21 protein-coding genes are annotated in these 22,579 nt (G+C 71.0%); 6 read left to right on the forward strand and 15 right to left on the reverse strand.

Annotation, left to right across the window (positions count from 1 at the left end; genetic code table 11):
- Positions 1-10: 10 nt before the first annotated feature.
- Positions 11-2,077, reverse strand: coding sequence for a SpoIIE family protein phosphatase (locus RLT59_RS02270; protein WP_311301790.1), 2,067 nt, complete (start codon positions 2,075-2,077; stop codon positions 11-13).
- Positions 2,078-2,396: 319 nt separating this feature from the next.
- On the opposite strand from RLT59_RS02270, the gene RLT59_RS02275 reads away from it, so the two are divergent.
- Complete coding sequence (locus RLT59_RS02275) at positions 2,397-3,764, forward strand: FAD-dependent oxidoreductase (protein ID WP_311301791.1); 1,368 nt, start codon at positions 2,397-2,399, stop codon at positions 3,762-3,764.
- 69 nt (positions 3,765-3,833) lie between these two features.
- Here RLT59_RS02275 and RLT59_RS02280 read toward each other — a convergent pair whose 3' ends face one another.
- Both RLT59_RS02280 and RLT59_RS02285 read right to left on the reverse strand, forming a co-directional pair.
- Positions 3,834-4,886, reverse strand: coding sequence for a chitinase (locus tag RLT59_RS02280; RefSeq protein WP_311301792.1), 1,053 nt, complete (start codon positions 4,884-4,886; stop codon positions 3,834-3,836).
- A 157-nt stretch (positions 4,887-5,043) separates the two neighbouring features.
- Positions 5,044-6,186 (reverse strand): DUF6777 domain-containing protein, encoded by a 1,143-nt coding sequence (locus tag RLT59_RS02285; protein ID WP_311301793.1) that lies wholly within the window; start codon positions 6,184-6,186, stop codon positions 5,044-5,046.
- Positions 6,187-6,384: 198 nt separating this feature from the next.
- On the opposite strand from RLT59_RS02285, the gene RLT59_RS02290 reads away from it, so the two are divergent.
- From RLT59_RS02290 to RLT59_RS02300, 3 genes are read left to right on the forward strand one after another with little or no spacing between them, the layout of a single operon-like run.
- Complete coding sequence (locus RLT59_RS02290; RefSeq protein ID WP_311301794.1) at positions 6,385-7,236, forward strand: YndJ family protein; 852 nt, start codon at positions 6,385-6,387, stop codon at positions 7,234-7,236.
- Positions 7,233-7,757 (forward strand): DUF1990 domain-containing protein, encoded by a 525-nt coding sequence (locus tag RLT59_RS02295; protein WP_311301795.1) that lies wholly within the window; start codon positions 7,233-7,235, stop codon positions 7,755-7,757. The genes RLT59_RS02290 and RLT59_RS02295 overlap by 4 nt, the downstream gene beginning before the upstream one ends.
- 37 nt (positions 7,758-7,794) lie before the next feature.
- A complete protein-coding gene (locus tag RLT59_RS02300; RefSeq protein ID WP_311301796.1) occupies positions 7,795-8,667 on the forward strand; it encodes a lipase maturation factor family protein in 873 nt (290 codons plus the stop codon).
- Here the strand turns inward: RLT59_RS02300 and RLT59_RS02305 are convergent.
- From RLT59_RS02305 to RLT59_RS02350, 10 genes are all read right to left on the reverse strand, one after another.
- Positions 8,645-10,999, reverse strand: coding sequence for an alpha-L-fucosidase (locus RLT59_RS02305; protein WP_311301797.1), 2,355 nt, complete (start codon positions 10,997-10,999; stop codon positions 8,645-8,647). The genes RLT59_RS02300 and RLT59_RS02305 overlap by 23 nt on opposite strands.
- A gap of 143 nt (positions 11,000-11,142) precedes the next feature.
- Entirely contained in the window at positions 11,143-12,492 is a 1,350-nt protein-coding gene (locus RLT59_RS02310) for an ammonium transporter (RefSeq protein ID WP_311301798.1), read from the reverse strand.
- A gap of 46 nt (positions 12,493-12,538) precedes the next feature.
- Positions 12,539-13,498 (reverse strand): urease accessory protein UreD, encoded by a 960-nt coding sequence (locus RLT59_RS02315; protein ID WP_311301799.1) that lies wholly within the window; start codon positions 13,496-13,498, stop codon positions 12,539-12,541.
- Between the two features lies 1 nt (position 13,499).
- Positions 13,500-14,120, reverse strand: coding sequence for an urease accessory protein UreG (gene ureG / locus RLT59_RS02320; RefSeq protein WP_073734604.1), 621 nt, complete (start codon positions 14,118-14,120; stop codon positions 13,500-13,502).
- 30 nt (positions 14,121-14,150) lie between these two features.
- The gene (locus tag RLT59_RS02325; RefSeq protein ID WP_311301800.1) at positions 14,151-14,897 is read right to left on the reverse strand and encodes an urease accessory protein UreF; all 747 of its coding nucleotides are present in this window, start codon (positions 14,895-14,897) and stop codon (positions 14,151-14,153) included.
- A 5-nt stretch (positions 14,898-14,902) separates the two neighbouring features.
- The gene (gene ureC, locus RLT59_RS02330) at positions 14,903-16,627 is read right to left on the reverse strand and encodes an urease subunit alpha (protein ID WP_311301801.1); all 1,725 of its coding nucleotides are present in this window, start codon (positions 16,625-16,627) and stop codon (positions 14,903-14,905) included.
- Positions 16,627-17,130 carry an urease subunit beta gene (locus tag RLT59_RS02335; protein ID WP_311301802.1) on the reverse strand — a complete coding sequence of 168 codons (504 nt, stop codon included), beginning with the start codon at positions 17,128-17,130 and terminating at the stop codon, positions 16,627-16,629. Before RLT59_RS02335 ends, ureC begins: the two co-directional genes overlap by 1 nt.
- Positions 17,127-17,978, reverse strand: a complete 852-nt coding sequence (locus tag RLT59_RS02340) for a sirohydrochlorin chelatase (RefSeq protein WP_311301803.1) — start codon at positions 17,976-17,978, stop codon at positions 17,127-17,129. Before RLT59_RS02340 ends, RLT59_RS02335 begins: the two co-directional genes overlap by 4 nt.
- 5 nt (positions 17,979-17,983) lie before the next feature.
- Positions 17,984-18,289, reverse strand: coding sequence for an urease subunit gamma (locus tag RLT59_RS02345; protein ID WP_024492193.1), 306 nt, complete (start codon positions 18,287-18,289; stop codon positions 17,984-17,986).
- Positions 18,290-18,357: 68 nt separating this feature from the next.
- The gene (locus RLT59_RS02350) at positions 18,358-19,320 is read right to left on the reverse strand and encodes an urea transporter (RefSeq protein WP_311301804.1); all 963 of its coding nucleotides are present in this window, start codon (positions 19,318-19,320) and stop codon (positions 18,358-18,360) included.
- 196 nt (positions 19,321-19,516) lie between these two features.
- Here RLT59_RS02350 and RLT59_RS02355 point away from each other — a divergent pair, with 196 nt between their 5' ends.
- On the forward strand, positions 19,517-19,987 hold the full coding sequence (locus RLT59_RS02355) for a fluoride efflux transporter FluC (RefSeq protein ID WP_311301805.1): 471 nt from the start codon (positions 19,517-19,519) through the stop codon (positions 19,985-19,987).
- Positions 19,984-20,358 (forward strand): fluoride efflux transporter FluC, encoded by a 375-nt coding sequence (locus RLT59_RS02360; protein WP_311307586.1) that lies wholly within the window; start codon positions 19,984-19,986, stop codon positions 20,356-20,358. The genes RLT59_RS02355 and RLT59_RS02360 overlap by 4 nt, the downstream gene beginning before the upstream one ends.
- A gap of 77 nt (positions 20,359-20,435) precedes the next feature.
- Here RLT59_RS02360 and RLT59_RS02365 read toward each other — a convergent pair whose 3' ends face one another.
- Together RLT59_RS02365 and RLT59_RS02370 are read right to left on the reverse strand one after the other, a co-directional pair.
- Positions 20,436-20,612 (reverse strand): hypothetical protein, encoded by a 177-nt coding sequence (locus RLT59_RS02365; RefSeq protein ID WP_199884350.1) that lies wholly within the window; start codon positions 20,610-20,612, stop codon positions 20,436-20,438.
- Positions 20,613-20,961: 349 nt separating this feature from the next.
- Positions 20,962-22,482, reverse strand: coding sequence for an SDR family NAD(P)-dependent oxidoreductase (locus RLT59_RS02370; RefSeq protein WP_311301806.1), 1,521 nt, complete (start codon positions 22,480-22,482; stop codon positions 20,962-20,964).
- Between the last annotated feature and the right edge of the window lie 97 nt (positions 22,483-22,579).

A 22,579-nucleotide genomic window follows, 5' to 3' on the forward strand; every position in this document is an offset into this window, starting at 1 on the left:
CTCCGGTGGCTCAGTCGCGGGGCGGGATGCTGAATTCGCACCAGACGCACTTGCCGGTGCCCCGGGACTCGACGCCCCAGGCGTCCGCGAGCTGGTCCACCAGCATCAGCCCCCGGCCCGACACCCCGGATTCGCCCGCGTCCCGGCGGCGCGGCAGCGCACTCGACCGGTCCTCGACATCGACCCGGAGCCGCCGCCCGGCCCCGGTGAGCACCCGGATGGTGACGATCGCGCCGCCGTCGGTGTGCATCAGCGCGTTGGTGGTCAGTTCGTCGGCGGCCAGCTCGACCTCGTCGGCCCGATCCTTCGCGCCCCAGGCCCGCACCGCCGCACGGATCATGTGGCGCGCCGAGCTCAGCGCCTCGGGGTCGTTCTGCGCCACGTGCTGCTGGAGCCGGCCGCCGGGCTGCGGCGCGTGGGCGGCCCGGCGCCGCAGCAGCAGCACGGCGACATCGTCCTCGCCGCCGCGCTCGTCGACCCACTCGCAGAGCCGGTCGGCCAGCTCCTGGAGGTCCTGCGGACCGTTCCTGACCATGTCGGCCAGCAGCTGTGTGCCCTCGTCGAGATCGGCTCCGGGCAGCTCCACCAGCCCGTCGGTGAACAGCACCATGGTCTGGCCGGGATCCAGCTCGACCGTGCTGACCGGGTACTCCAGCCGACCGAACATCGCGGAGAGCCCCAGCGGCAGCCCGCCCTCGACGGGCACCTTGCGGCAGGTCCCGTCGGCCTCCCGGACCAGCGGGTCCACATGACCGGCCCGGACCAGCTGGACGACCCCGGTGGTCAGGTCGGCCTCCGCGTAGGTGCAGGTCGCGAAGCGGTCGGTGTCCAGTTCATGCAGGAAGACGGAGGCCCGCGCCATCACCGTCGCCGGGCTGTGGCCCTCGGCCGCGTAGGCGCGCAGCACGATGCGCAGCTGCCCCATGACGGCCGCGGCGTGGGTGTCGTGCCCCTGTACGTCTCCGATGACGGCGCCCACCCTGCCGCCGGGCAGCGGGATGACGTCGTACCAGTCGCCGCCGATGTCCCGGCCGAGGCGGGCAGAGCGGTAGCGGACGGCGGTCTGCGCACCGGGCACGTCGGGAATCCGGCGCGGCAGCATGGCCTGCTGGAGCCCCTCGGCGAGGTCGTGCTCCTGCTCGTAGAGCATGGCGCGCTGCAGGCTCTGGGCGATGGAGGTGCCGAGGGCGACGAGCAGATTGCGTTCGTCGCCGGTGAAGCCGTCCCTGTCGCTGTAGAGCAGTCCGAGCGCGCCGATCGGCCGGGCCTGGGCGATCAGCGGCAGATAGGCCGCGGAGGTGATGCCGAGATGGCTGATGTGGGGCCACAGGAGCGGGTAGGAGGCCGCGAAGTCCTCGGCGGACTCGATGAAGCGGGGGGTGAGCGTGCGCACGACCTCGCTCATCGGGTACGGCTCGTCCGTCCGGGTGTAGCGGGTGCCCGGGACGAAGGAGCCCTCCGGTCCGTCCGCCACCAGATGGATGCGCCCGGCCTCGATCAGTCCCATGACCAGGCTCGTCGCGCCCAGGTGCGCGAGCCCCTGGGAGTTCTTGAGCACGTCCGTGACGTCCCGGACGGTACGGGCGTGCGCCAGCGCGGCCGTGGTGGCCTCCACCAGACTGGTCCGGCGCCTGCGCTCCCGGTCCAGCTCACGGCGGGCGGTGGAGTCGGCCAGCTCCTGGGTGGCGTCCCGGACGATGCCGATGATCCGGCGGGGCCGCCCGGTCGCGTCGCGCTGGACGAAGCCCTGGGTGTGCGTCCAGCGCAGGCTCCCGTCGCGGCGCAGGCTGCGGAAGTAGGCCCCGTAGTTGCTCCGGCCGCTCTTGAGCGCCTGCGCGACCAGCGCGTCCAGCCGGACACCCTCGTCCGGGGGCACCCGCACGGCGAGCGACTCCGGCCGGCCGTCGTACTCCTCGGCCCGCAGGTCGAACACTTCGAGCGCGGGCTCGTCCATGTGCATGAGGCCGCTGTCGAGGTCCCAGTCGAAGCTGCCCATACGGTTCAGGGCGAGACTGAGGTCCGGGTGGGCGGGCCAGTCGTCCGGGAGTGACAGGGCACCCGCTACCCGATCATTCATGCGGATCACTCTGCCACCATTTGTCCGATTCTTCGAGCGAGCTGTCCACCAGCTGAACGTGCGATGGGACACATTTTCCGGGTCGGCCCGCAGGCCCGTATCCCAAGGAATCGGCGCGCGGAGCCCCGTCCGGGAGTGCCGGATACCCCCGCAGAACGCCGACCCGCCCCGAAACCGGGCGCGGGCAGCGGCTAACGTGTGCGGGGGTGAACTAAGCCAAGCCTTACCAAGGCAGGTCCTGCCCGTGTTCGCCCACTGTTCGCCTGATCGCTCTTCCGTCCTCCGCCCGCTCTTCGCCCGTTCTAAGGAACAGCCCTCCATGACACGCCCCGTCCGCGTAGCCATCGTCGGAGCCGGTCCCGCCGGAATCTACGCAGCGGACGCGCTGCTCAAATCCGAGGCCGCCGCGGAGCCGGGCGTGTCCATCGACCTGTTCGAGCGGATGCCCGCCCCCTTCGGCCTGATCCGCTACGGCGTGGCGCCGGACCACCCCCGGATCAAGGGCATCGTGCAGGCGCTGCACCAGGTCCTGGACAAGCCGCAGCTGCGGCTCTTCGGCAATGTCGACTACCCGAACGACATCGGCCTGGACGAGCTGCGGTCCTTCTACGACGCCGTGATCTTCTCGACCGGCGCCGACGCGGACCGGGCCCTGGACATACCGGGCAGCGAGCTGGACGGCTCGCACGGGGCGGCCGACTTCGTCTCCTGGTACGACGGCCACCCGGACGTGGCGCGCACCTGGCCCCTGGAGGCCGAGAAGGTCGCGGTCCTGGGCGTCGGCAACGTGGCCCTGGACGTGGCCCGGATGCTCGCCAAGACCGGCGACGAGCTGCTGCCGACCGAGATCCCCGCCAACGTGTACGAGGGCCTCAAGGCCAACAAGGCGCTGGAGGTGCACGTCTTCGGGCGGCGCGGTCCGGCCCAGGCCAAGTTCAGCCCGATGGAGCTGCGCGAGCTGGACCACTCGCCCAACATCGAGGTCATCGTCAACCCCGAGGACATCGACTACGACCAGGGGTCGATCGAGACCCGGCGCGGCAACAAGCAGGCCAACATGGTGGCCTCCACGCTGGAGAACTGGGCGATCCGCGACATCGGCGACCGGCCGCACAAGCTCTTCCTGCACTTCTTCGAGTCCCCCGTCGAGATCCTCGGCGAGGACGGCCGGGTCGTGGGTCTGCGCACCGAGCGCACCGAGCTGGACGGCACCGGCAACGTACGCGGCACCGGCCGCTTCAACGACTGGGACGTGCAGAGCGTCTACCGCGCGGTCGGCTACTACTCGCAGGAGCTGCCCAAGCTCCCCTTCGACGTCGCCTCCGGCACCGTCCCGCACGCCGCCGGACGGGTGCTGGCCGGTGACGAGCCGATGGACTCGGTGTACGTCACGGGCTGGATCAAGCGGGGCCCGATCGGCCTGATCGGCCACACCAAGGGCGATGCCAACGAGACCGTCGCCTGCCTGCTGGAGGACCACACCACCGGCCGGCTGCCCACTCCGGCGCAGCCCGAGCCGGAGGCCGTCACCGAGTTCCTGCGGGCCCGCGGCGTCCGCTACACCACCCGTGAGGGCTGGTACCGCCTGGACGCCCACGAGCGCGCCCTCGGCGCGGAGCAGGACCGCGAGCGGATCAAGGTCGTGGAGCGCGACGCCATGCTCGACGCCTCCGAGCCCGGCAACTGACACGACGGCGAAGGCCCCGGAGCCCCCCTGCGCGGGGATGGTTCCGGGGCCTTCGCCGTGGCCCGGATGTCAGCGGCCCTGGAGCGCCTTCACGTTGTCACCGAAGGTCCAGTTCTTGGACCCGTCCCAGTTCAGCGACCAGTCCATCAGACCCTTCAGGCCGCCGCCGTAGTGGCTCCAGGCCTGGGACACCAGCCCCGGCGCCATGTAGCCGCCGCCCGCGCCCGGCTGGGCGGGCAGCCCCGGGACCTGCTTGTCGTAGGGCACCTTGACGGTGGTGCCCTGGATGACGAGCCCCTTGTCGAGACAGTCCGTCTGCGCGGTGAATCCCTCGACGGTGCCGGCCTCGTACGAGTCGCCGGAGCAGCCGTACATGCTGCCGTTGTAGTACTGCATGTTCAGCCACCAGAGCCGGCCGTTGTCCGCGTACTTCTTCACGATGGGCAGGTACGCGCCCCAGATCGAGCCGTACGTGACGCTGCCTCCGGTGACATAGGCCGTCTCCGGAGCCATCGTCAGGCCGAAGTTCGACGGCATCTGCGCCAGCACTCCGTCGATGATGCGGATCAGGTTGGACTGCGAGGCCGACAGCTGATTGATGTCGCCGCTGCCGCTCAGGCCGGTCTCGATGTCGATGTCGATGCCGTCGAAGTTGTACTTCTTGAGGATCGGCACCACCGTCTCGACGAAGCGGTCGGCCACCGCGCTGGAGCTGAGGTCGATCCCGGCCGCCGCTCCGCCGATGGACATCAGGGTGGTGAGTCCGGACGCCTTGGCCTGGCACATCTCGGCCGGGGTGGGCACCTTGACGGTCGAGTCCATCCCGTCCTCCCACAGCACGGTGCCGTCGGAGAGGATGACCGGGAAGGCCGCGTTGATCACGTTGTAGCCGTGCTGCGTGATGCGGCTGTCGGTGACGGGGATCCAGCCCAGCGGCGGGTGCACCCCGTTGGAGGCGCCGTCCCAGTTCTCCCAGTACCCCTGGAGCACCTTGCCCGCGGGCTTCGACTTGACGGCGCAGGTGTCGTCCTGCGCGGAGCTCGGGGTCGCCGCGACCAGCATCTGTACGACGCATGCCGCCGCGATGCCGACGCCCAGCAGACGTGATGTCCGACCGAACATTTCCGGTTCCCTTCGTGGGGTGGAGACCAGAGAAGCCGAAATTGCCATGATCCTGACAAGTCAGAGTCCTGGCATCCCGGCCGCCACAACGCGGCACACGCTAAAGTGGTCCAGACCTTCCGTCAATAGGTCTGGACCATACGCGCGAGCGTCGGGCTCACCCGGTGACGGGCCCCGCGTCCTCCCCCTCGTCGTCCGGCCACGGCAGCCGGATCGCGGTCTGCGGCTCCTGCGTCATCGACGGCACCGGCTCCCCGGGCGGATCGTCCGGCTCCGCCGGGGTACCGGTCGGCTCCTCGGTCGGGAGATCCGGGGGTTCGGTCGCCTCGCCCGAGGGCACCCCGCTCGGACAGCCCGCCGCCGGCCCGGCTTCCCGCGCCCCCGAGGGGCTGGCGGTCACGGCGGCCTCCTCCCCCGGCGGAGTCGGGACGCCGGGAGTGGGGCAGTCCGTCGGCTCCCCGGGCGGCACCTTCGGCAGCGGTCCGGTGATGTCGGCGTCCGGGGGGTACGGCGGCGGCACCCGGGGGGTGCGGTCCCGGGCGCCCTGGTCCCCGGTCCGCCGCTCGATCCAGGCGTCGTTCACGACATCGACGATCACCAGGCCGGAGATCTCGCGCGGGGCCGGCCCGACGGCGACGATGCGCGCCGGGTCGTAACCGGTCCACTCCCCCGCCCGGCCGGCCGGCACGCGCGCACGGTCCGGCGCGGTCAGCGGGTTTCCGCAGCCGCACCTCACCCTCGGCAGCCCGTAACCGTCGGCCAGCACGGCGGTACCCGCCTGGAGCACGGACTGGAACGTGGTCACGGACCCCCCGTCGAAGCCGTGGTTGGCGACCCGGGTGTCGGCGCGCAGCAGAACCGGGGTCAGCCCGCGCAGGAAACCGGGGATCCCGGCCGTGGAGACGCCCGCCGCGTGCGCGAACGCCGCTCCCTTGGCGTGATCGGCGGTGAGCAGCCGGATCTGCCTCCCGACATCGCAGGAGGCCACGGACCGGACGCCGCCGTAGAGACCGGGGGTGGTGCCGGTGATCTCGTGGACAGCGCCGCCGCCGGAGCCGGGGGACTTCTGCGGGGCGGTGCGTGAGGGCGTCGGCGCCGCACCGGACGGCCGGGCCGTCGACGCGGTGAAGGGGTGCGGCCCCCGCGACGCGGCAGGCTGGAGCAGGACCTCCTGGACGTCGGCCGTCCCCTTGGTGCCGTTGCTGCTGCCGTGGGTGGCCTGTGCGCAGCCCGCGGCGAGGAGTATCCCGGCGGACAGCGCGGCGCCCGCGGCGCGGCGCAGGCGTATGGGTGAGCGCACGAAGAGGCCTCCTGCCGGTTCACCGGTCCCGAGTGGTCCCCTCATGTCTGCCGCAGTTGCCCCCGCCCCGCAAGCCGGGGGCGGACCACGGGCGCGGCAGCGGGGCGGCACAGGAACCATTCACTTGAACACGTTCAAGAAAGTCTCTAGAGTCGGCACAGACAAACAGTTGAACGCGTTCAACAGGGGGTGTGGGTCATGTCTGTTCTGGTCGGCCTGATCGTGATGCTCGGCATGCTGGTGATCGTGCCGGCCGGGCTGCGGCTGGCGGACGTACCGGAGCTCGACCGGATCCGGCGGCTGTGGCCGGCCTTCGCCGTGCCCGGAGCCGTCTCCCTCTGGCTCCCGTGCGGCCCCGCCGCCACGGCCCTCGCGCTCTGCTACGCGCTCGGGGCCGTGCTCCTCGCACTGCACGCCCCGCCCCGGCTCGTCCGCCGCTCCGCACCGATCCGTACCCGGCGTGGGGCACCGGCCGAGATCGCGCTGCTCACCGCCCTTGTGACGCCCGCGATCGCCGCCACCGCGCTGGTCGCGGAGCGCTCCGGCAGTGCACTGTTCGGATTCGGCCCCGGCATCCTGGCGCTGACCGTGCCGCACTTCCACTTCGCCGGGTTCGCCGCCGCACTGGTCTCCGGACTGCTCTGCCGGCTCGTGGACAGCCCGGCGGGCCGGTTCGCGGCGATGAGCGTGCCGCTGGGCACCCTGCTCGTCCTGATCGGCTACTTCGTCGGGGACTGGGCCGAACTCGCCGGCGCGGTCGTGCTGACGGCGGGGATGTGGACCACCGCCCTGCTGACCTGGCGACGGCTGCGCACCGGCCGCGACCGGGCCACCCGGCTGCTGCTCGGCACCTCGGCCGGCGTGCTCGCGGTGACCATGGCGCTCGCGCTCAGCTGGGCCCTGGGCGAGGCGACCGGACTGCCCCACCCCACCCTGACCTGGATGGCCGCCACCCACGGCGTCGGCAACGCGCTGGGCTTCGCGCTCTGCTCTGTGCTCGCCTGGAAGCGGCTCCGTAACCGCACCGACCACGAAGGACGCATCGCATGAGCACCCTGACCTACCCGGAGGCGGGCGCCACCCGTCTCGGCCCGCTCCCCGACGGCTACCACCACCTCCACCACCGGAACCGGGTCGGCCACGGCCGCGCGGACTTCGAGGCCGCCGGGGCCGCCGTCACCGAGTTCCGTATGCACCGGGCCTCCGGCGCCGGGGTCGAGGCTCCGGCACCACGCGCCGAGCCCGGTGGGGCCGTTCGGGTGTCCCTCGGGGTCGGCCCGGTCCGGTTCGCCGCGCCCTGCCGGGTCGTCTGGACCGAGTACGGACCTCAGCGCATCGGATTCGCCTACGGGACGCTGGCCCGGCACCCCGAGTGCGGTGAGGAGTCCTTCGTGGTCGACCTGGCCGACGACGGGACGGTGTCGTTCACCGTCATGGCGTTCAGCCGCCCGGCCCGCTGGTACACCCGGCTCGCGGGTCCGCTCGTACCGGTGGCCCAGCGCTGGTACGCGCGCAGGCTCGGCCGCACCCTGCGCCGGATCGTCACGCGGGCGCGCCAGCAGCCGAACTGACGCGCCGAAAGGCGCCGCGGGCCCGATACTGGGGGCGATGGAGTGGTACACCGCAGACGGGTACTGGCTCAGCCGGCTGATCTTCCAGCGGGCGCTCGCCGTCATCTATCTGACCGCCTTCCTCACCGCCGCGCTCCAGTTCCGGGCGCTGACCGGTGAGCGTGGCATGCTGCCCGTCCCCGCGCTGCTGCGGCGCACCGACTGGCGCACCGCCCCCGGGCTGTTCCGGCTCCACTACTCCGACCGGTTCTTCGCGCTGGTGGTGTGGACCGGCTGCGCGCTCTCCGTCGCCCTGATCGCGGGCGTGGACGCCCGGCTGCCGCTGTGGTACGAGGTGGTCGTCATCGCCGTCACCGCTCTGGTCCTGTTCCTCAGTTACCTCCCGGCCCGCAATCTGGTCTCGCGCCGCCAGGTGATGAACCGCTCCTTCGACCCGCTGCACCTGGTCAACACCTACGGCGCCTTCGGCAGCATCAGCCGGGTCCGGCTGGAGGTGGTGGTGGAGGGGACGGTCGAGCGGACCGTGGGTCCGGACACGGTCTGGCGGGAGTACGGATTCCGGGGGAAGCCCGGCGATCCGCGGCGGCTGCCGCGCCAGTTCGCCCCGTACCACCTGCGGCTCGACTGGATGATGTGGTTCGCCGCGCTCTCGCCCGTCTATGCCCGCCCCTGGTTCGGGCCGTTCGTCCTGCGGCTGCTGGAGAACGACCGGGACACGCTGCGGCTGCTGCGGCACAACCCGTTCCCGGACGCGCCGCCGGAGCACGTCCGCGCCAGGGTGTACCGCTACCGGTACACGACCTGGCGCGAACTGCGGGACACCGGGCACTGGTGGCACCGCACCTATGTGCGGGAGTTCATGCGCCCGGTGCCACGCCCGGGACCGGTCAGCCCTTCCAGTCGATCTTGAACACCCAGGCGTGCTCGCCGGTCCTGCGGGCCGCCGCCGGTACGTCGATCACCAGCGAGTCTCCGGTGGTGCGCCAGCTCAGCGGCCGGTCGTACCCGAGCAGCGTGATCCGGTCGCCGCTTCGGACCGGCACCGGCGCCTGGACCGTCAGCTTCGCGCCGGGCCGGACCAGCGAGTGGATGTAGAACGCCCGGTCCGGCCGGACGGTGAACCGCAGGTCCTCGCCCAGCTGCGGCATCCGCGACCAGTACGTGGTGTCGTAGATCGCCTCTCCGTTGGTCCTGAGCCACTGCCCCGTCTCACGCAGCCTGCGCTGCATGATGCCGGGGATGGTGCCGTCGGCCTTCGGCCCGATGTCGAGCAGGAAGTTGCCGTTCTTGGAGACGATGTCGACGAGCGAGTGCACGATCTCCTCCGCCGTCATGTACTTCTCGTCCGGGGTCTGCGCGTTGTAGCCGTAGCTGAACGGGTCGAGGCCCCGGCTGGACTCCCACTTGGCGGTGACGATCTGGTCGTACGTCGTGTACTCGGGCGTGGTGAAGTCGTGCGAACCGATACCTGACCTGTCGTTGACCGTCACGTCGATCGGCCGGGCCCGGTTCTTGGCGTGGTTGAAGTACTCGGCGAGCACCCGGTGGCTGTCGTTGTCGCCGCCGATGTCGCACCAGATGATCTCCGGGTCGTACCCCTCGATCAGCTCCAGCATCTGCGGCCCCTGGAACTCGGTGACGTAGTCCTTGCCCGCCGTGTGGCCGGTGTACGGGACGGGCTCCAGGGTGTACGGATTGCGCGGGGCGTGGCCCATCCACGGGTGGTCCGGGTTGAACCACTCGGGCATGGAGAAGTACAGCCCTCGGTGGAGTTCGGGGGCGTAGCGCCGTGAGGCGTCGAAGAGTTCCCTGATCACATCGCGTCTGGGGCCCATCTTCACCGAGTTGCGGTCGGAGAGCTTGGTGTCCCAGAGCGCGAAGCCCTCATGGTGTTTCGAGGTGAGGACGTGGTACTGGGCGCCGGCGTCCCGGAACAGCTCCACCCAGGCGCGGGGGTCGAAGTGCTCGGCGCGGAACCGCGGGATGAAGTCGTCGTAGGCGAAGGACTCGCCGTAGGTGTCGCGGTGATGGGCGTAGGTGGGGTTGGCCGGGTCCTGCATCTGGTTCCAGTACCACTCGGCGTACTGCGTGCCGACCGGTGCCCAGGCCGGGACGGAGTAGACGCCCCAGTGGATGAAGATCCCGAACTTCGCGTCCTGGTACCAGTAGGGCGCCTGGTGGGTGGAGAGGGAGGCGTCCGTGGGGGTGTAGTCGGGGACGCCGAGGGTGAGCGAGCGCCGGACCGTCGCCGCCTGCTGTCCCCGGCCGCGTGCGACGATGCTGCCGTCCCGGGCGGTCCCGGCGGCGGTGCCCGGTCTGTTGCGGATGCCGATGCGGACGCGGGCCTGGTCACCGGGGGCGAGCCGGGTGATGCGGGCGGGTGCGACGGTGCGCGCCCCCGGTACGTCCACCGAGAGGCTGAGTCCGTCGGCGGCGAGGATGCCCACGGTGCCCGCGTTGACGACGGTGGCCTCGACGCTCTGTGCACCGTTGTCGAGCAGCGAGGTGGTGGAGTGCGCGTCCCGTACGGCCAGCGCCCGTCCCTCGGCGGCCGGCTGGAGGGAGAGCGCGAAGATGTGCAGGGCGGACTTGTTCTCCTGTGCGGGCTGGGTGGTGGGGAGCGTCAGCGCGACGGCCTGCCTCGCCGGGTCGAGCGGGATCTCGGACACGGCGATGGAGACCGGGTGCGGGTCCTTGGTGCCGTCGGGGGCGTAGCGGTAGGCGGAGGTCAGGTCGCCGCTGCCGGAGTACCAGTCGGGTCCGGCGAGGGCCGGTTCGGAGGTGGTGCCGTCGGCGTAGTGCACCGTCGCCCTGCCGGAGGCGGCTCCGTAGCTGCACGCGGTGAGGAAGAGACCGGACAGGTAGCGGCCCGGCGGGAGGTCGACGCGCTGGCCGAGGGCGACGACGTTGTTCTTCGCCCCTGCCCCGGCGGCCGGGAAGCGGAAGAGCGTTCCGGCTATCTCTCTTTCGCCTGCCGGGAGTTCCTCGCCGGGGAAGGTGTAGCCGGAGCCGTCGAAGCTGCCGCCCCGGTCCTGCGCGGTGTCGATGCCGTCGTTGTCGAACCAGTCGTCGAGGGGGACGGGCACGGCCGGGGGCACGGCCCCCCAGTCACCGCCGTGCCGGGTCTCTGGCGCGGTCCCGGTTCGTGGGGCCGCTTCGGCGGTGGCGGGGGTGAGCAGGGCGGCGCCGACTGCCGCCCCTGCCGTCATTCCGAGTACGTGGCGCCTGGGAAGTTCGGTCATGACGTCCGATGATTGGAGCAGGACGTGAACCTGTCAATGCAATCTTCCAGACAGAACGAAACTCCTCCCCCGCATCCATCGGATGACTCGGCGGAGAAAGCGGGGCGGTCCGGGCATCCGGCGTCCGCCCCGCCTGCCGTCGGCTACTTCTCCTGCTCGCGGGCCCGCAGCAGGCTCCTGATCTGCTTGACGAGTTCCTCGTCGCTGGTCACCGGCTTACTGGAGACCAGCGCGCCGAGGCGCTCCGCGGTCTGGAAGTCGTACGCCCGCTCCTGTTCCTCGCCGGGAACCCGGTCGTACTCCTCCTTGGCGCGGAAACCGACGGTCAGGTCCACGGCCTTGGCGATGAGCCAGGTCAGGATGAAGGAGAAGGCGATCACGGCGACGATCGCGACGAGCTGCTTGCCCAGCAGCCCCCAGCCGCCGCCGTAGAAGAGCCCCTTCTGTCCGCTGATGCGCGCGGTGGCGAACAGTCCGACCATGATCAGACCGATCAGCCCGCCGACCCCGTGCACACCCACCACGTCGAGTGTGTCGTCCACGTTGAAGCGGAACTTCAGGGTGATCGCGAACGCGCAGACCGCGCCGACCACGAGGCCGGTGATGACCGCGCCCAGCGTGTTGATCTCACCGCAGGCCGGGGTGATGGCAACCATGCCCGCGACGGCGGACGAGACGACCCCCATCGTGGTGACCCGGCCGGTGCGCCACTTCTCCACCAGCGGCCATGTGACCATCGCTCCCGCCGCCCCGAGCTGGGTGTTGATGAAGGCCGCGGCGGCGGTGCCCTGGTCGCTCAGCGCCGAGCCGGAGTTGAAGCCGAACCAGCCGAACCAGAGCAGGCCGACCCCGATGACCACAAGCGGAATGTTGTTGGGGCGCTCCTCGCGGCGGGCGAAGTCCCGCGGCGCCCGCAGGACGAGCGCGACGGCCAGGCCCGCCACACCGGAGTTGAGCTCCACCGGGAGACCGCCGGCGAAGTCGAGGGCGCCGAGGTGCCTGACGATCCAGCCGTCCGTGTCGAACACCCAGTGTGCGATGGGGATGTAGACGATGAGCAGCCACAGCACGACGAAGACCAGCCAGCCCCGCATCATCGCGCGGTCCGCGATCGAACCGCTGATCAGCGCCACCGTGATGATGGCGAAGCCCATCTGGAAGGTGCTGTAGACGTAGGTGGGGATCGACCCGCTCAGCGTGGTCAGGCCGATGTCGTGCATGAACACGTGGTCGAGGTTGCCGATGACTCCGGCACCGCCCACATCGGGACCGAAGGCGAGGGTGTACCCGATGATCCACCAGACGAGGGTGCCGAACGCGAGCGCGGCGAAGCTCATCTTGATCATCATCAGCACGTGCTTGGTGCGCACCATGCCGCCGTAGAAGAACGCGAGACCGGGCGTCATCAGCAGCACCATGGCGGTGGAGGCGAGCATCCAGGCGGTGTCACCGGAGTCGTACGCGGGTGGCATCGGCGCGGGAGCGGTGTTCATCGGCGGATACCTCTTGGGTGTCGTGGGGGCGGGCAGGGCGCGGGCGCTACGGCTTGCGCAGGTCGGGGACCGGATGGCCGGTGAGCAGCCGGCGCACGGACCGCCAGGCCGCCCGATGTGCCGCGGCGACCCGGATCGGGCTGTCGTCCAGCAGCCGCACCCAGGCGCCGCACTCCCGGGGCAGGACGCTCACCCCGTACAGGACGCCGAGCGGTGCCAGCGCCCCGTGCAGGGCGTCGGCCACTTCGGCGGCGGGGGCGCTGTCGGTCACCACGAAGAGCGAGGCGACATGGTCGTGGCCGGCGAACACCCCGGGGCCGAGGACTCCCGCACCGTCCGGGCCGGGGGCCAGGCGCAGGGTGTCCAGGGCGAGCAGGGTGCCGTCGGGCCTGCTGACGCGCAGGTCGGTGGCGAGGACCCGGTAGGCGTGGCGTTCCCCTCGGGCGAGCCGCCCGGCGGTGAGGGTGTCGCCCACGACAGCGGTGGCCCCGCTCGCCACCGTGACCTCGGTGCGCTGGTAGAAGCGCGCGTCCTTGAACGGGATCAGCGGGTCCGGCAGGTACTCGACGTAGCTCCCGGCCTCCGCCGTCAGGTGCACCCGCTGGCTCGCGTAGTCGTGCTCCATGCGGAAGATCTTGGTGGCGGCCTGGGTGGTCAGATGGACCTGGGTGTCCGGGCCGCAGCGGAAGTCCATCCGGTAGCGGTCGGCCTGGGCGTAGCCGCCGCCGGTCGCCATCAGGTAGACGTAGCTCATGCCGGGGAGCGCGGGGTCGATCCAGAGCGGCCGCATGATCTGCAACGGTGTCTTCTGGTAGCGCTCGACGAGTTCGGTGCGGCCGCCCCGCACGGCGAAGGCCAGGTCGAGGATGCCGACCTTGGCCGGGGATCCGGGCGCGAGCGTGTCGGGCACGGAGGCCAGGGCCGCCACGTCCGGCGGGATCCGGACGGCGGCGTAGTACTCCTCTGCCAGCCGGTCGGCCGGTGGCCGGTGCGGGGCGAGCGTCATCTCAGATCAGCACCTTGCGGCGCGATTCGAGGTAGACCGCGATGTCGTCGATACCGACGCCGGTCAGGCAGTCGGTGAGGACGACGGGGCGGTTGTCGCGGACCCGGTGGGCGTCGGACTCCATGACGTTGATGTCCGTGCGCACGTACTGGGCGATGTCGATCTTGTTGATGACGAGCAGATCGCACTCGGTGATGCCGGGGCCGCGCTTACGGGGCATCTTCTCGCCCTCCGCGGTGTCCAGCACGAAGAGGAAGAGGTCCACGAGGGCCGGGCTGAACGTCAGTGTGAGGTTGTCGCCGCCGGACTCGTAGAGGAGCGTGTCGGTGTCCGGGAAGCGCTCCAGCATCTCCGCGCCGGCCGCCAGGTTCATCGTGGGGTCGTCGCGTACGGCGGTGTGCGGGCAGGCACCCGTCTCGACGCCGACGACCCGTTCCGGTTCCAGCACACCGGCCAGGGTGCGCCGGACGTGCTGGGCGTCCTCCTGGGTGTAGATGTCGTTGGTGATGACGGCGGGGCGGTGGCCGCGCTCGATCAGCATCGGCACCAGCGCCTCGATGAGCGCCGTCTTGCCGGATCCGACCGGCCCGCCGATGCCGACCCGCAGTACGTTGTCGTCCATGGTGCTCCCTGTGTGTGAGGGGGATGGTTTTCAGCTGGCGAAGAGGCGGGCCTCGGCGCGCTCATGACGGCCCGACATGATGTCCGAGGCGAAGACGGTGGCCCCCACGTCGTCGAGTTCGCGCCGCAGCGCCGCCTCGACGGCCTCCTCGATGACGGGCGCGGCGCCCCGCAGGAGCGTCTGCGCCGAGCGGTGGTCGGTGAGCCTGAGGCGCAGGGCCGCGCCCGCGAAGCTGACGCAGAAGGCGAAGAGGTCGGAGGCGACGGCCTGCCGGGCCGGGACCCCGGTCGCCGCGTAGATGACGCCCGCCGCGACCGCCTGGGTGCCGGGGGCCTCCCGGCGCACCACACGGCCGAAGTAGTCGGAGATCTCCGGGTGGTCGAAGACCTCCTGCCCCAGGTCCAGCAGCTGGCGTCCGGTCCGGGTGGCGGCCTGGCGCATCTCGCGGCCCAGCTTGGCCGCGAAGAGGTGCTCGTCGATCCGGACCACGGCCGCCGGGTCGCCAGCCGCGGTGGCGCGGTGGGCGAGGGCGAGCGCCGTGGCGTCGGCCGGGCCGACGCCGTGCAGCAGCAGGTCATGGAGCAGGCGCGGAACGGTGGCGGCGTCGACGGCCCCGGACTGGGCGAAGCCCTCCAGGCTGTGCGACAGCGTGTAGAAGCCGCTCGGGAACGCCGAGTCGGTCAGCTGGAGGCTGACCAGCAGCGGCCCGAGGCCCGTTGCGCCCGCGGTCGCGGCGGGCGGGGGTTCGCCCAGGCTGTCGCCCTCGTTGCGGTACATCGGCCCTAGACCAGGAAGTACAGGTGGTTGAGGGGCAGCGTCTCGGCCGGGTCGATGGTGGCGACCTTGCCGTTGAGCGTGACCTTGAACGTCTCCGGGTCGACCTGGATGTCCGGCAGGGCGTCGTTGCGGACCATGTTGTGCTTGCCGATGGTGCGGGTGCGCCGGACCGGCAGGATCTTGCGTTCCAGGCCGAGTTCGGCGGGGACACCCGCGGCGATGCCCGCCTGGGACATGAAGGTGACGTGGGTGGACTGAAGCGCCTTGCCGTACTGGCCGAACATCGGCCGGTAGATGACCGGTTGCGGGGTCGGCAGTGAGGCGTTGGGGTCGCCCATCTGGGCCCAGGAGACGATGCCGCCCTTGATCACCATCTTCGGCTTGGCCGCGAAGGAGTGGATGGGCCACAGCACGATGTCGGCGATCTTGCCCTTCTCGATCGATCCGACGTGCTCGGCGATGCCGGAGGCGATGGCCGGGTTGATGGTGACCTTGGCGAGGTAGCGCAGCACCCGCTGGTTGTCGTTGCGCTCCGGGTCGCCCTCCAGCCTGCCGAGCTTGTCCTTGCAGTGGTGCGCGGTCTGGAAGGCCCGGGTGACGGACTCCCCGACCCGGCCCATGGCCTGGGAGTCGGAGGAGAACATGCTGATCACGCCGAGGTCGTGCAGCACGGACTCGGCGGCGATCGTCTCGGCCCGCACCCGGCTGTCCGCGAAGGACACGTCCTCGGGGATGTCATGGCTGAGGTGGTGGCAGACCATGACCATGTCCAGGAGCTCGTCCACCGAGTTCTTGGTGTAGGGCAGGGTCGGGTTGGTGGAGGACGGCAGGATGTTCGGCTCGCCCGCGACCCGCATGATGTCGGGCGCGTGGCCGCCGCCCGCGCCCTCGCTGTGGAAGGTGTGGATGGCCCGGCCGTCGATCGCGGAGCGGGTGTCCTCGAAGAAGCCGCTCTCGTTCAGGCTGTCGGTGTGGATGGAGACCTGGACGTCGTGGGCGTCCGCGACGTTCAGGGCGTTGTCGATGACGGCCGGGGTGGCGCCCCAGTCCTCGTGCACCTTGAGGCCGCAGGCGCCCGCCACGATCTGCTCGTTGAGCGCTTCCGGCAGGCTGCCGTTGCCCTTGCCCATGATGCCGAGGTTGACCGGGAAGCCCTCGGCGGCCTGGAGGAACCTGGCGATGTTGAACGGGCCGGGGGTGCAGGTGGTGCCGTTGGTGCCGTCCGTCGGTCCGGTGCCGCCGCCGATGAGGGTGGTGATGCCGTTGGTGAGCGCCTGTTCGGCCTGTTGCGGGGCGATCAGGTGGACGTGGGTGTCGATGGCGCCCGCGGTGGCGATGAGGTGCTCCCCCGCGATGGCCTCTGTACCCGCGCCGATGACCAGGTTCGGATCGACGTTGTTCTGGGTCTGCGGATTGCCGGACTTGCCGATGCCGACGATGAAGCCGTCCTTGATGCCGATGTCGCACTTGACCACACCGACCATCGGGTCGATGACCACGACGTTGGTGATGACGGTGTCGAGGGCGCCCTGGGCGGCGGTGATCTGCGGGTCGGAGGCCATGCCGTCCCGCATCGTCTTGCCGCCGCCGTAGAGGACCTCGTCGCCGTACTGGCCCTCGCTGTAGTCCTTCTCGACCTCGACGACGAGGTTGGTGTCGGCCAGGTGGAAGCGGTCCCCGACCGTCGGGCCGAACATGTCGGTGTACTGCTTGCGCGGCAGGATGGGCATCAGCGCGAACCCTTCATCTTTTCCTTGGCGGCCTTGGCGGCCTTGGCGGGTTTACCGGCGGGCTTGGCAGCGGGTTCGGCGGCCGGCTTCGAGGCGGGCGTGCCGGCTCCGGTGCTCCTGGCGGCGGTGCTCCGAGCGCCCTGGAAGCCCTGTTCGATAGCCTTGCGGACGGCTTCGACCCGGGCGGGGTGGGAGGCGAGGCTGCCGTTGAGCAGCCCGCTGAAGCCGATCAGCCGGCCGGTCCCCCCGTACGCGCACAGCTCGACCTCGCGCGAGCCGCCGGGCTCGAAGCGCACCGAGGTGCCGGCGGGGATGTTGAGGTGCATGCCGAGCGTCTCCTCGCGGTCGAAGGACAGCGCCGAGTTGACCTCGAAGAAGTGGTAGTGCGAGCCGATCTGCACCGCACGGTCGCCGGTGTTGCTCACGGTGACCTTCAGCGTGCGGCGGCCCGCGTTGATCTCGATGGGGTCCTTGCCGTAGAGGTACTGCTGACGGAACGTCATGCGATGCTCCTGATGACTTGGCCCGCTCCATCGGCGGACGGGTGCTGATGCGGGTGCGGATGGCCTGGGCCATGGCGGTGGTGACCATCGCCGTGGTCGTGTCCCCCGCCCGGTGGGTGGGTGTGGGAGTGACCGTGGTTCTCTGCCGCGCTCAGCCCGGCCGCGATGCCGTCGTCGCCGTGTTCGCGCAGGCGCCGCCGGGCGTCGGCCACCCGTTCGGCCAGTACCCGTCGCAGCGCGGACGCGGACACGAGGGGACCGGCGCCGTCCACCACAGGCCCGGCCGGGCCGGCGGGCTCGGGCACCTCGGGCGGCGCGAACCCGGCCGGAAGCAGCGTCACCCGCTCCGCGCCGAGCAGCCGGCAGCGCCGGACACCCTCGGCCGGGTCCGGGTCCCCGCCGGTGAAAGCCACCTCGACCAGGGCGTGCCGCCCGTAGCGGCGCACGAGTGCGGCGATCCGGTACAGCTCCGCGTCCTCGAACGGGTCGCCGGACGGGGCCGTGACCAGCAGGGCGGAGTCCTCCGGTACGCGTCCCGCCGCCGCGCGCAGCCAGCCGACGAGGTGTTGTGCGGTGCCGAACGGCTCGCTGAGCACGGTCGCCGCCGCGTCGCCGCCGGCAACGGCGCGCAGGGTCCGGGCGGTGTCCGCGACGAGTTCGGGGTCCCGGCCGAGCGTCATCGGGACGACCGCCGTCTCCTCACCCCGGCGCCGGTGCGCGGAGATGCTCCGGAACAGCTCGCGCCCGCTCGGCACGACGCTCACCCCGGGGTCCACGAGTCCCTCCAGCGCACGCCCGTAACCGGCTTCGTGGCCGCACACGGCAATGACTGCGCAGCGCTCGGCCATCGGGGTCAGCCCCCGATCGGGTCGTGGCAGGACACCAGCTTCGTACCGTCCACGAAGGACGCCTCGACCTGGAGCAGGCCGAGCATCTCCCGTACGCCGGGCATGGTGTCCGGCTCGCCCACGACATGGCGGCCCAACTCCATGCAGTCCGCGACGCTCCTGCCGTCACGCGCGGCTTCGAGGATCGCCTCGGTGATCAGCGCGACGGACTCGCTGTAGTTGAGCTTGAGGCCGCGCTCCTGGCGTTTGCGGGCCAGGTCGGCCACCACGTACACCAGCAGCTTGTCGATCTCGCGAGGGGCGAGGTTCATCGTCAGTACCTTCCTCGGGTTGTACGGGTTGTACGGGCTGAGGGCGCGGGGCCCGGGGGCCGGGACGGTCAGCCTCTCCGGCGGAGCCGGGGCAGCAGCGGCACGGCGGCCATCAGCGCCCAGGTCGTGAGAATGAACGGCCAGGTGAAGGTGTGGCCACCGAAGGTCTTGAAGACGGACGTCAGCGACGCCGTGAGCCCGGTGCTGACGGCCGCACCGAAGAGCGCGTACGCACCGTTCCAGACCGTGTTCGCCAGGAACACGGCGCCGAGGGCGATGGCCACGAGCACCGCGTTGTATCCGTAGATGCCGTTGGCGATCAGCGCCGTCGGGGCGCCGAGCACCCACGCGGCGACGATGCCGGCCACGCTGCCGCCCGCCGCGTAGAGCACGACGCGCGGGCCGGCCAGGGCGAGGCCGACGAGCATGATCAGCCCGACGTACCAGCTGTCGATCAGGAAGACCTGCGAGATGTTGTTGAAGAACGCGTGCCACAGGGCGGTCCAGGTCCACCCGGTCTCACCGGTGGTGGTGCTGGCGACGGAGGCCGGGTCGCCGTGCCAGACCCGCGCGAACGAGGGGGCGCCGACCACCATCACTCCGGAGACCAGGCAGAAGGGCGCGGTGAGCGGGGTGAGCCCGTAGGGCGCGAGGAGGGTACCCAGGGCGGCCATCAGAACGGTGCACATGACGGCGCCGACGACGGTCAGCACATAGGTGGCGAGATGGTTGCCGAGCGAGGAGACGAGGGCGATGCCCGTGAGGCAGCCCGCGTACCCCTGCAGTCCGAGCGCGATCCCCGACCGGTCGACGGCGAGGGCGTAGGCGGCCGCGGTGGCGATCAGGGTGCCGAGCGTGGCGTAGAGGCCGTTCTGCCAGCCCGACACCCAGAGCGCGACGAGGATCGCCACACCGGTCAGGAGCCCGGCCTGGAGATCGACCTGCCCGAAGCCCCGCAGGGAGGCCAGCACATACGCGGACGGCTGACGGCTCTCCAGCCGCCGGACCATTTCCGGCTCGGCGAGGGGCAAGGCTGACTCCAGCGGCTCGACGGCGAGGAGGCCTCCGTCCCGATGGGCCGGGAGCACATCCCTATATATGCCATCAAGGCACAGAGTGTTCGGATAATCGCGCTGCGGGGTCTCCGGTTGACCCAGCCGGGTACGGGCCCGGCGGGGCCGGCGCGCGGCGCTCCGGCCGGGCCCGCCCGTTCCATAGGTTCGCGGGATGTCATCCAGGATGAGGCTGCATCTGCACAGCCATCCCGACCATCACCCGGGGGTGCAGCTCTCCGTGGTCGGCGTCGTCGCGGTCGGCGGCGCAGCCGGAGCCGTCGCCCGGTACGGGGCCGACCGTCTCTGGCCCACCGGCACCGCGGCCTTCCCCTGGACGATTCTGCTGGTCAACACGGTGGGCTGTTTTCTGATGGGCGTCCTGATGGTCACCCTGAAGCTTCGTTTCCCCGGCGCGCCCCGGCTGATCAGTCCGCTGCTCGGCACCGGCGTGCTCGGCGGGTTCACCTCGTTCTCGCACTACACGGACAACGTCCGGCAGCTGTTCGAGAACCATCAGCCCGGGTACGCGGTCGGCTGCCTGGTGCTGACCGTGGTGGCCGCACTGGCCGCTGTGACGGTGGGCGCGTTCATCACCCACCTCGCCTTCGGGCGTTCCTACGCCACGGAGAACGGCGCGTCCTGACCGACTGGCTGCTTGTCATCGCCGGCGGACTCGTGGGCGCGCCCCTGCGGTACTACCTCGGGGTCGACGCGAAGTTCCGCCTGCACAGCGTCTTCCCGTGGGGCACCTTCGCCGCCAACTCCGGCGCCGCCCTCTTCCTCGGCTTCGTCGCGGAGGCGGTAACGGGCGGGGAGCTGGGCGCCCGGCTCAATCTGCTGCTCGCCACCGGGTTCTGCGGGGCACTGTCGAGCTGGTCGACGTTCTCCTACGAGCTGCTGACCCTGAGCTCCGCCCGCCGGCTGACCCTGGCGGCGAACTATCTGCTGCTCACCGTTGGCACGGGGGTCGGCCTCTCGTTCGCCGGGGCCGCCGTGGCCCGCGCGGCGCTCTGAACCTGGGCCCGCCACACGGCAGAACTCCGGCCCGCGTCCCGTTCACGGGTGCGGGCCGGAGCTCTGTGGTGCGAGGCTCAGTCGATGCCGGGCAGGATGTGCGGCTCGGCGAGGTCGTCCTCGTAGCCGGCCAGCCGGATCGGTGCGGACCTGGCCCAGACCTCGATGTTCCGGAGCTTCTCGGGCCTGCGGGCCCGCTCTCCGGACCGTTCGGCCGGTCGCTTCTCGTACTTCGTCAGTTCCGGTGTCGTCACCGCGCACTCCTTTGTGTCGCGTAACCCCGGGCGTCGCCGACGCTCCGGCTCCTATATCCGGCACGTCGACCGCCCGCCGGGGCGGGGGAAGGATCAGCTTCGGTCGCGGTGGCGCCGGGTACGGGGCGGGACGGCGGCCTGGTTGACAGGCCTGTCCCAGGGCGGCCGGGGAATCTTCGTGGATCCCTCGGTTGCGTCCGTTCCTCTCAGAGTAACCAAATGAGCGCCGCTACGCTCGATGGAACGTGTGCCCTGGGTCACTTTCAGCCACCGAGCACGGAAAAGACCCGGCCCGGGAGACCTCCCGGGCCAGGTCGGCGACTCCGTGAAGGGGCGCTGTTCCCGACCGCTACCAGTTCGCCGGGGCGTAGTCCTTGAGGAAGCAGCCGTACAGCGCCTCGCCCGCTTCACCGCGCACGATCGGGTCGTAGACGCGAGCGGCGCCGTCGACCAGGTCGAGCGGGGCGTGGAAGCCCTCCTCCGCCAGCCGCATCTTGTCGGGGTGCGGCCGCTCGTCGGTGATCCAGCCGGTGTCGACGGCGGTCATCAAAATGCCGTCCTTCTCGAACATCTCCTGGGCGCTGGTGCGAGTGAGCATGTTCAGCGCGGCCTTGGCCATGTTGGTGTGCGGGTGCCCCGCTCCCTTGTAACCGCGGCCGAACACGCCTTCCATCGCGGAGACGTTGACCACGTAGGAGTGGGCCGACGCCGTCGCGGCCATGGCCGGGCGGAGCCGGCTGATCAGGATGAACGGCGCGGTCGAGTTGCAGAGCTGGACCTCCAGCAGCTCGATCGGCTCGACCTCCTCGACTGTCTGGATCCAGCTGTTGCTGTGGTGCAGGTCCGGTACCAGACCGCCCGCGTCGATGGCGGTGCCGGCGGCGATGCGTTCGAGCGAGGCGGATCCGGTGACCAGCGCGAGATCGGTGACGTCCTGCGCGCTCAGCCCCTCCTTGCGGGCGGCGGGCAACGCGGCGACGCGGTCGACGGTGCCGCTGCCGAAGGTGCCGATCACCTCTGCGGCGGGGAGTTCACCCGCGGGCAGCGGGGCGGACTCGGCACCGAGCAGTTCGCTGTACGCCTGCGGTGAGCGGCGCACGGTCTGGGCGGCGTTGTTGATCAGGATGTCCAGCGGGCCCTCGGTGGCGACGGATTCGGCGAGCGCGACGACCTGCGCGGGGTCGCGGAGATCGATGCCGACGATCTTCAGCCGGTGGATCCACTCGTCGCTGTCCTCCATCGCCTTGAAGCGGCGGATCGCGTCGTTGGGGAAGCGGGTGGTGATCGTGGTGTGCGCGCCGTCCCGCAGCAGGCGCAGCGCGATGTACATACCGATCTTGGCGCGGCCCCCGGTGAGCAGCGCGCGACGGCCGGTCAGGTCGGTGCGCGCGTCACGACGGGAGCGGTTCTCCCGGGCGCACGGCTGGCAGAGCTGGTGGTAGAACGCGTCGACCTCGACGTACCGCGTCTTGCAGATGTAGCAGGACCTGGGGCGCTGGAGGACGCCCGCGATCTCCGCGGCGGCGGAGGAGGACGGCAGGACGCCCTGGGTCTCGTCGTCGATGCGCTCCGCCGAGCCGGTCGCGGTGGCCTCCGTGACGGCCTTGTCGTGCGCGGTCTTGGCGGCCCGGCGCTCCTGGCGGCGGCGCTGCTTCACGGTCCGGTAGATGCCGGCGGTGGCGCGGCGCACCGCGATGGCGTCCGGGTGGTCGACCTCGATGGCGTCGAGCTCGTCGAGCACACTCAGGCAGACGGCCAGCCGCTGCGGGTCGATACCGGGACCGAGCTCCCCGGCACCGGGACCGGACTCCTCGGTACCGGGCACGAGCTCCTCGGTACCGAGCTCGGGGCCGTCCTCTGTCACCGTCATTGCCGTTCCTCTGTTGCTTGTGCCGCCGGATTCTCCCGGCGACCTTGGCGCGCCGCCGAACCGGACTCACGAGGACCCGCATCCACGGGACTGAAGG

The organism is Streptomyces sp. ITFR-6, from assembly GCF_031844725.1.
Classification (GTDB): domain Bacteria; phylum Actinomycetota; class Actinomycetes; order Streptomycetales; family Streptomycetaceae; genus Streptomyces.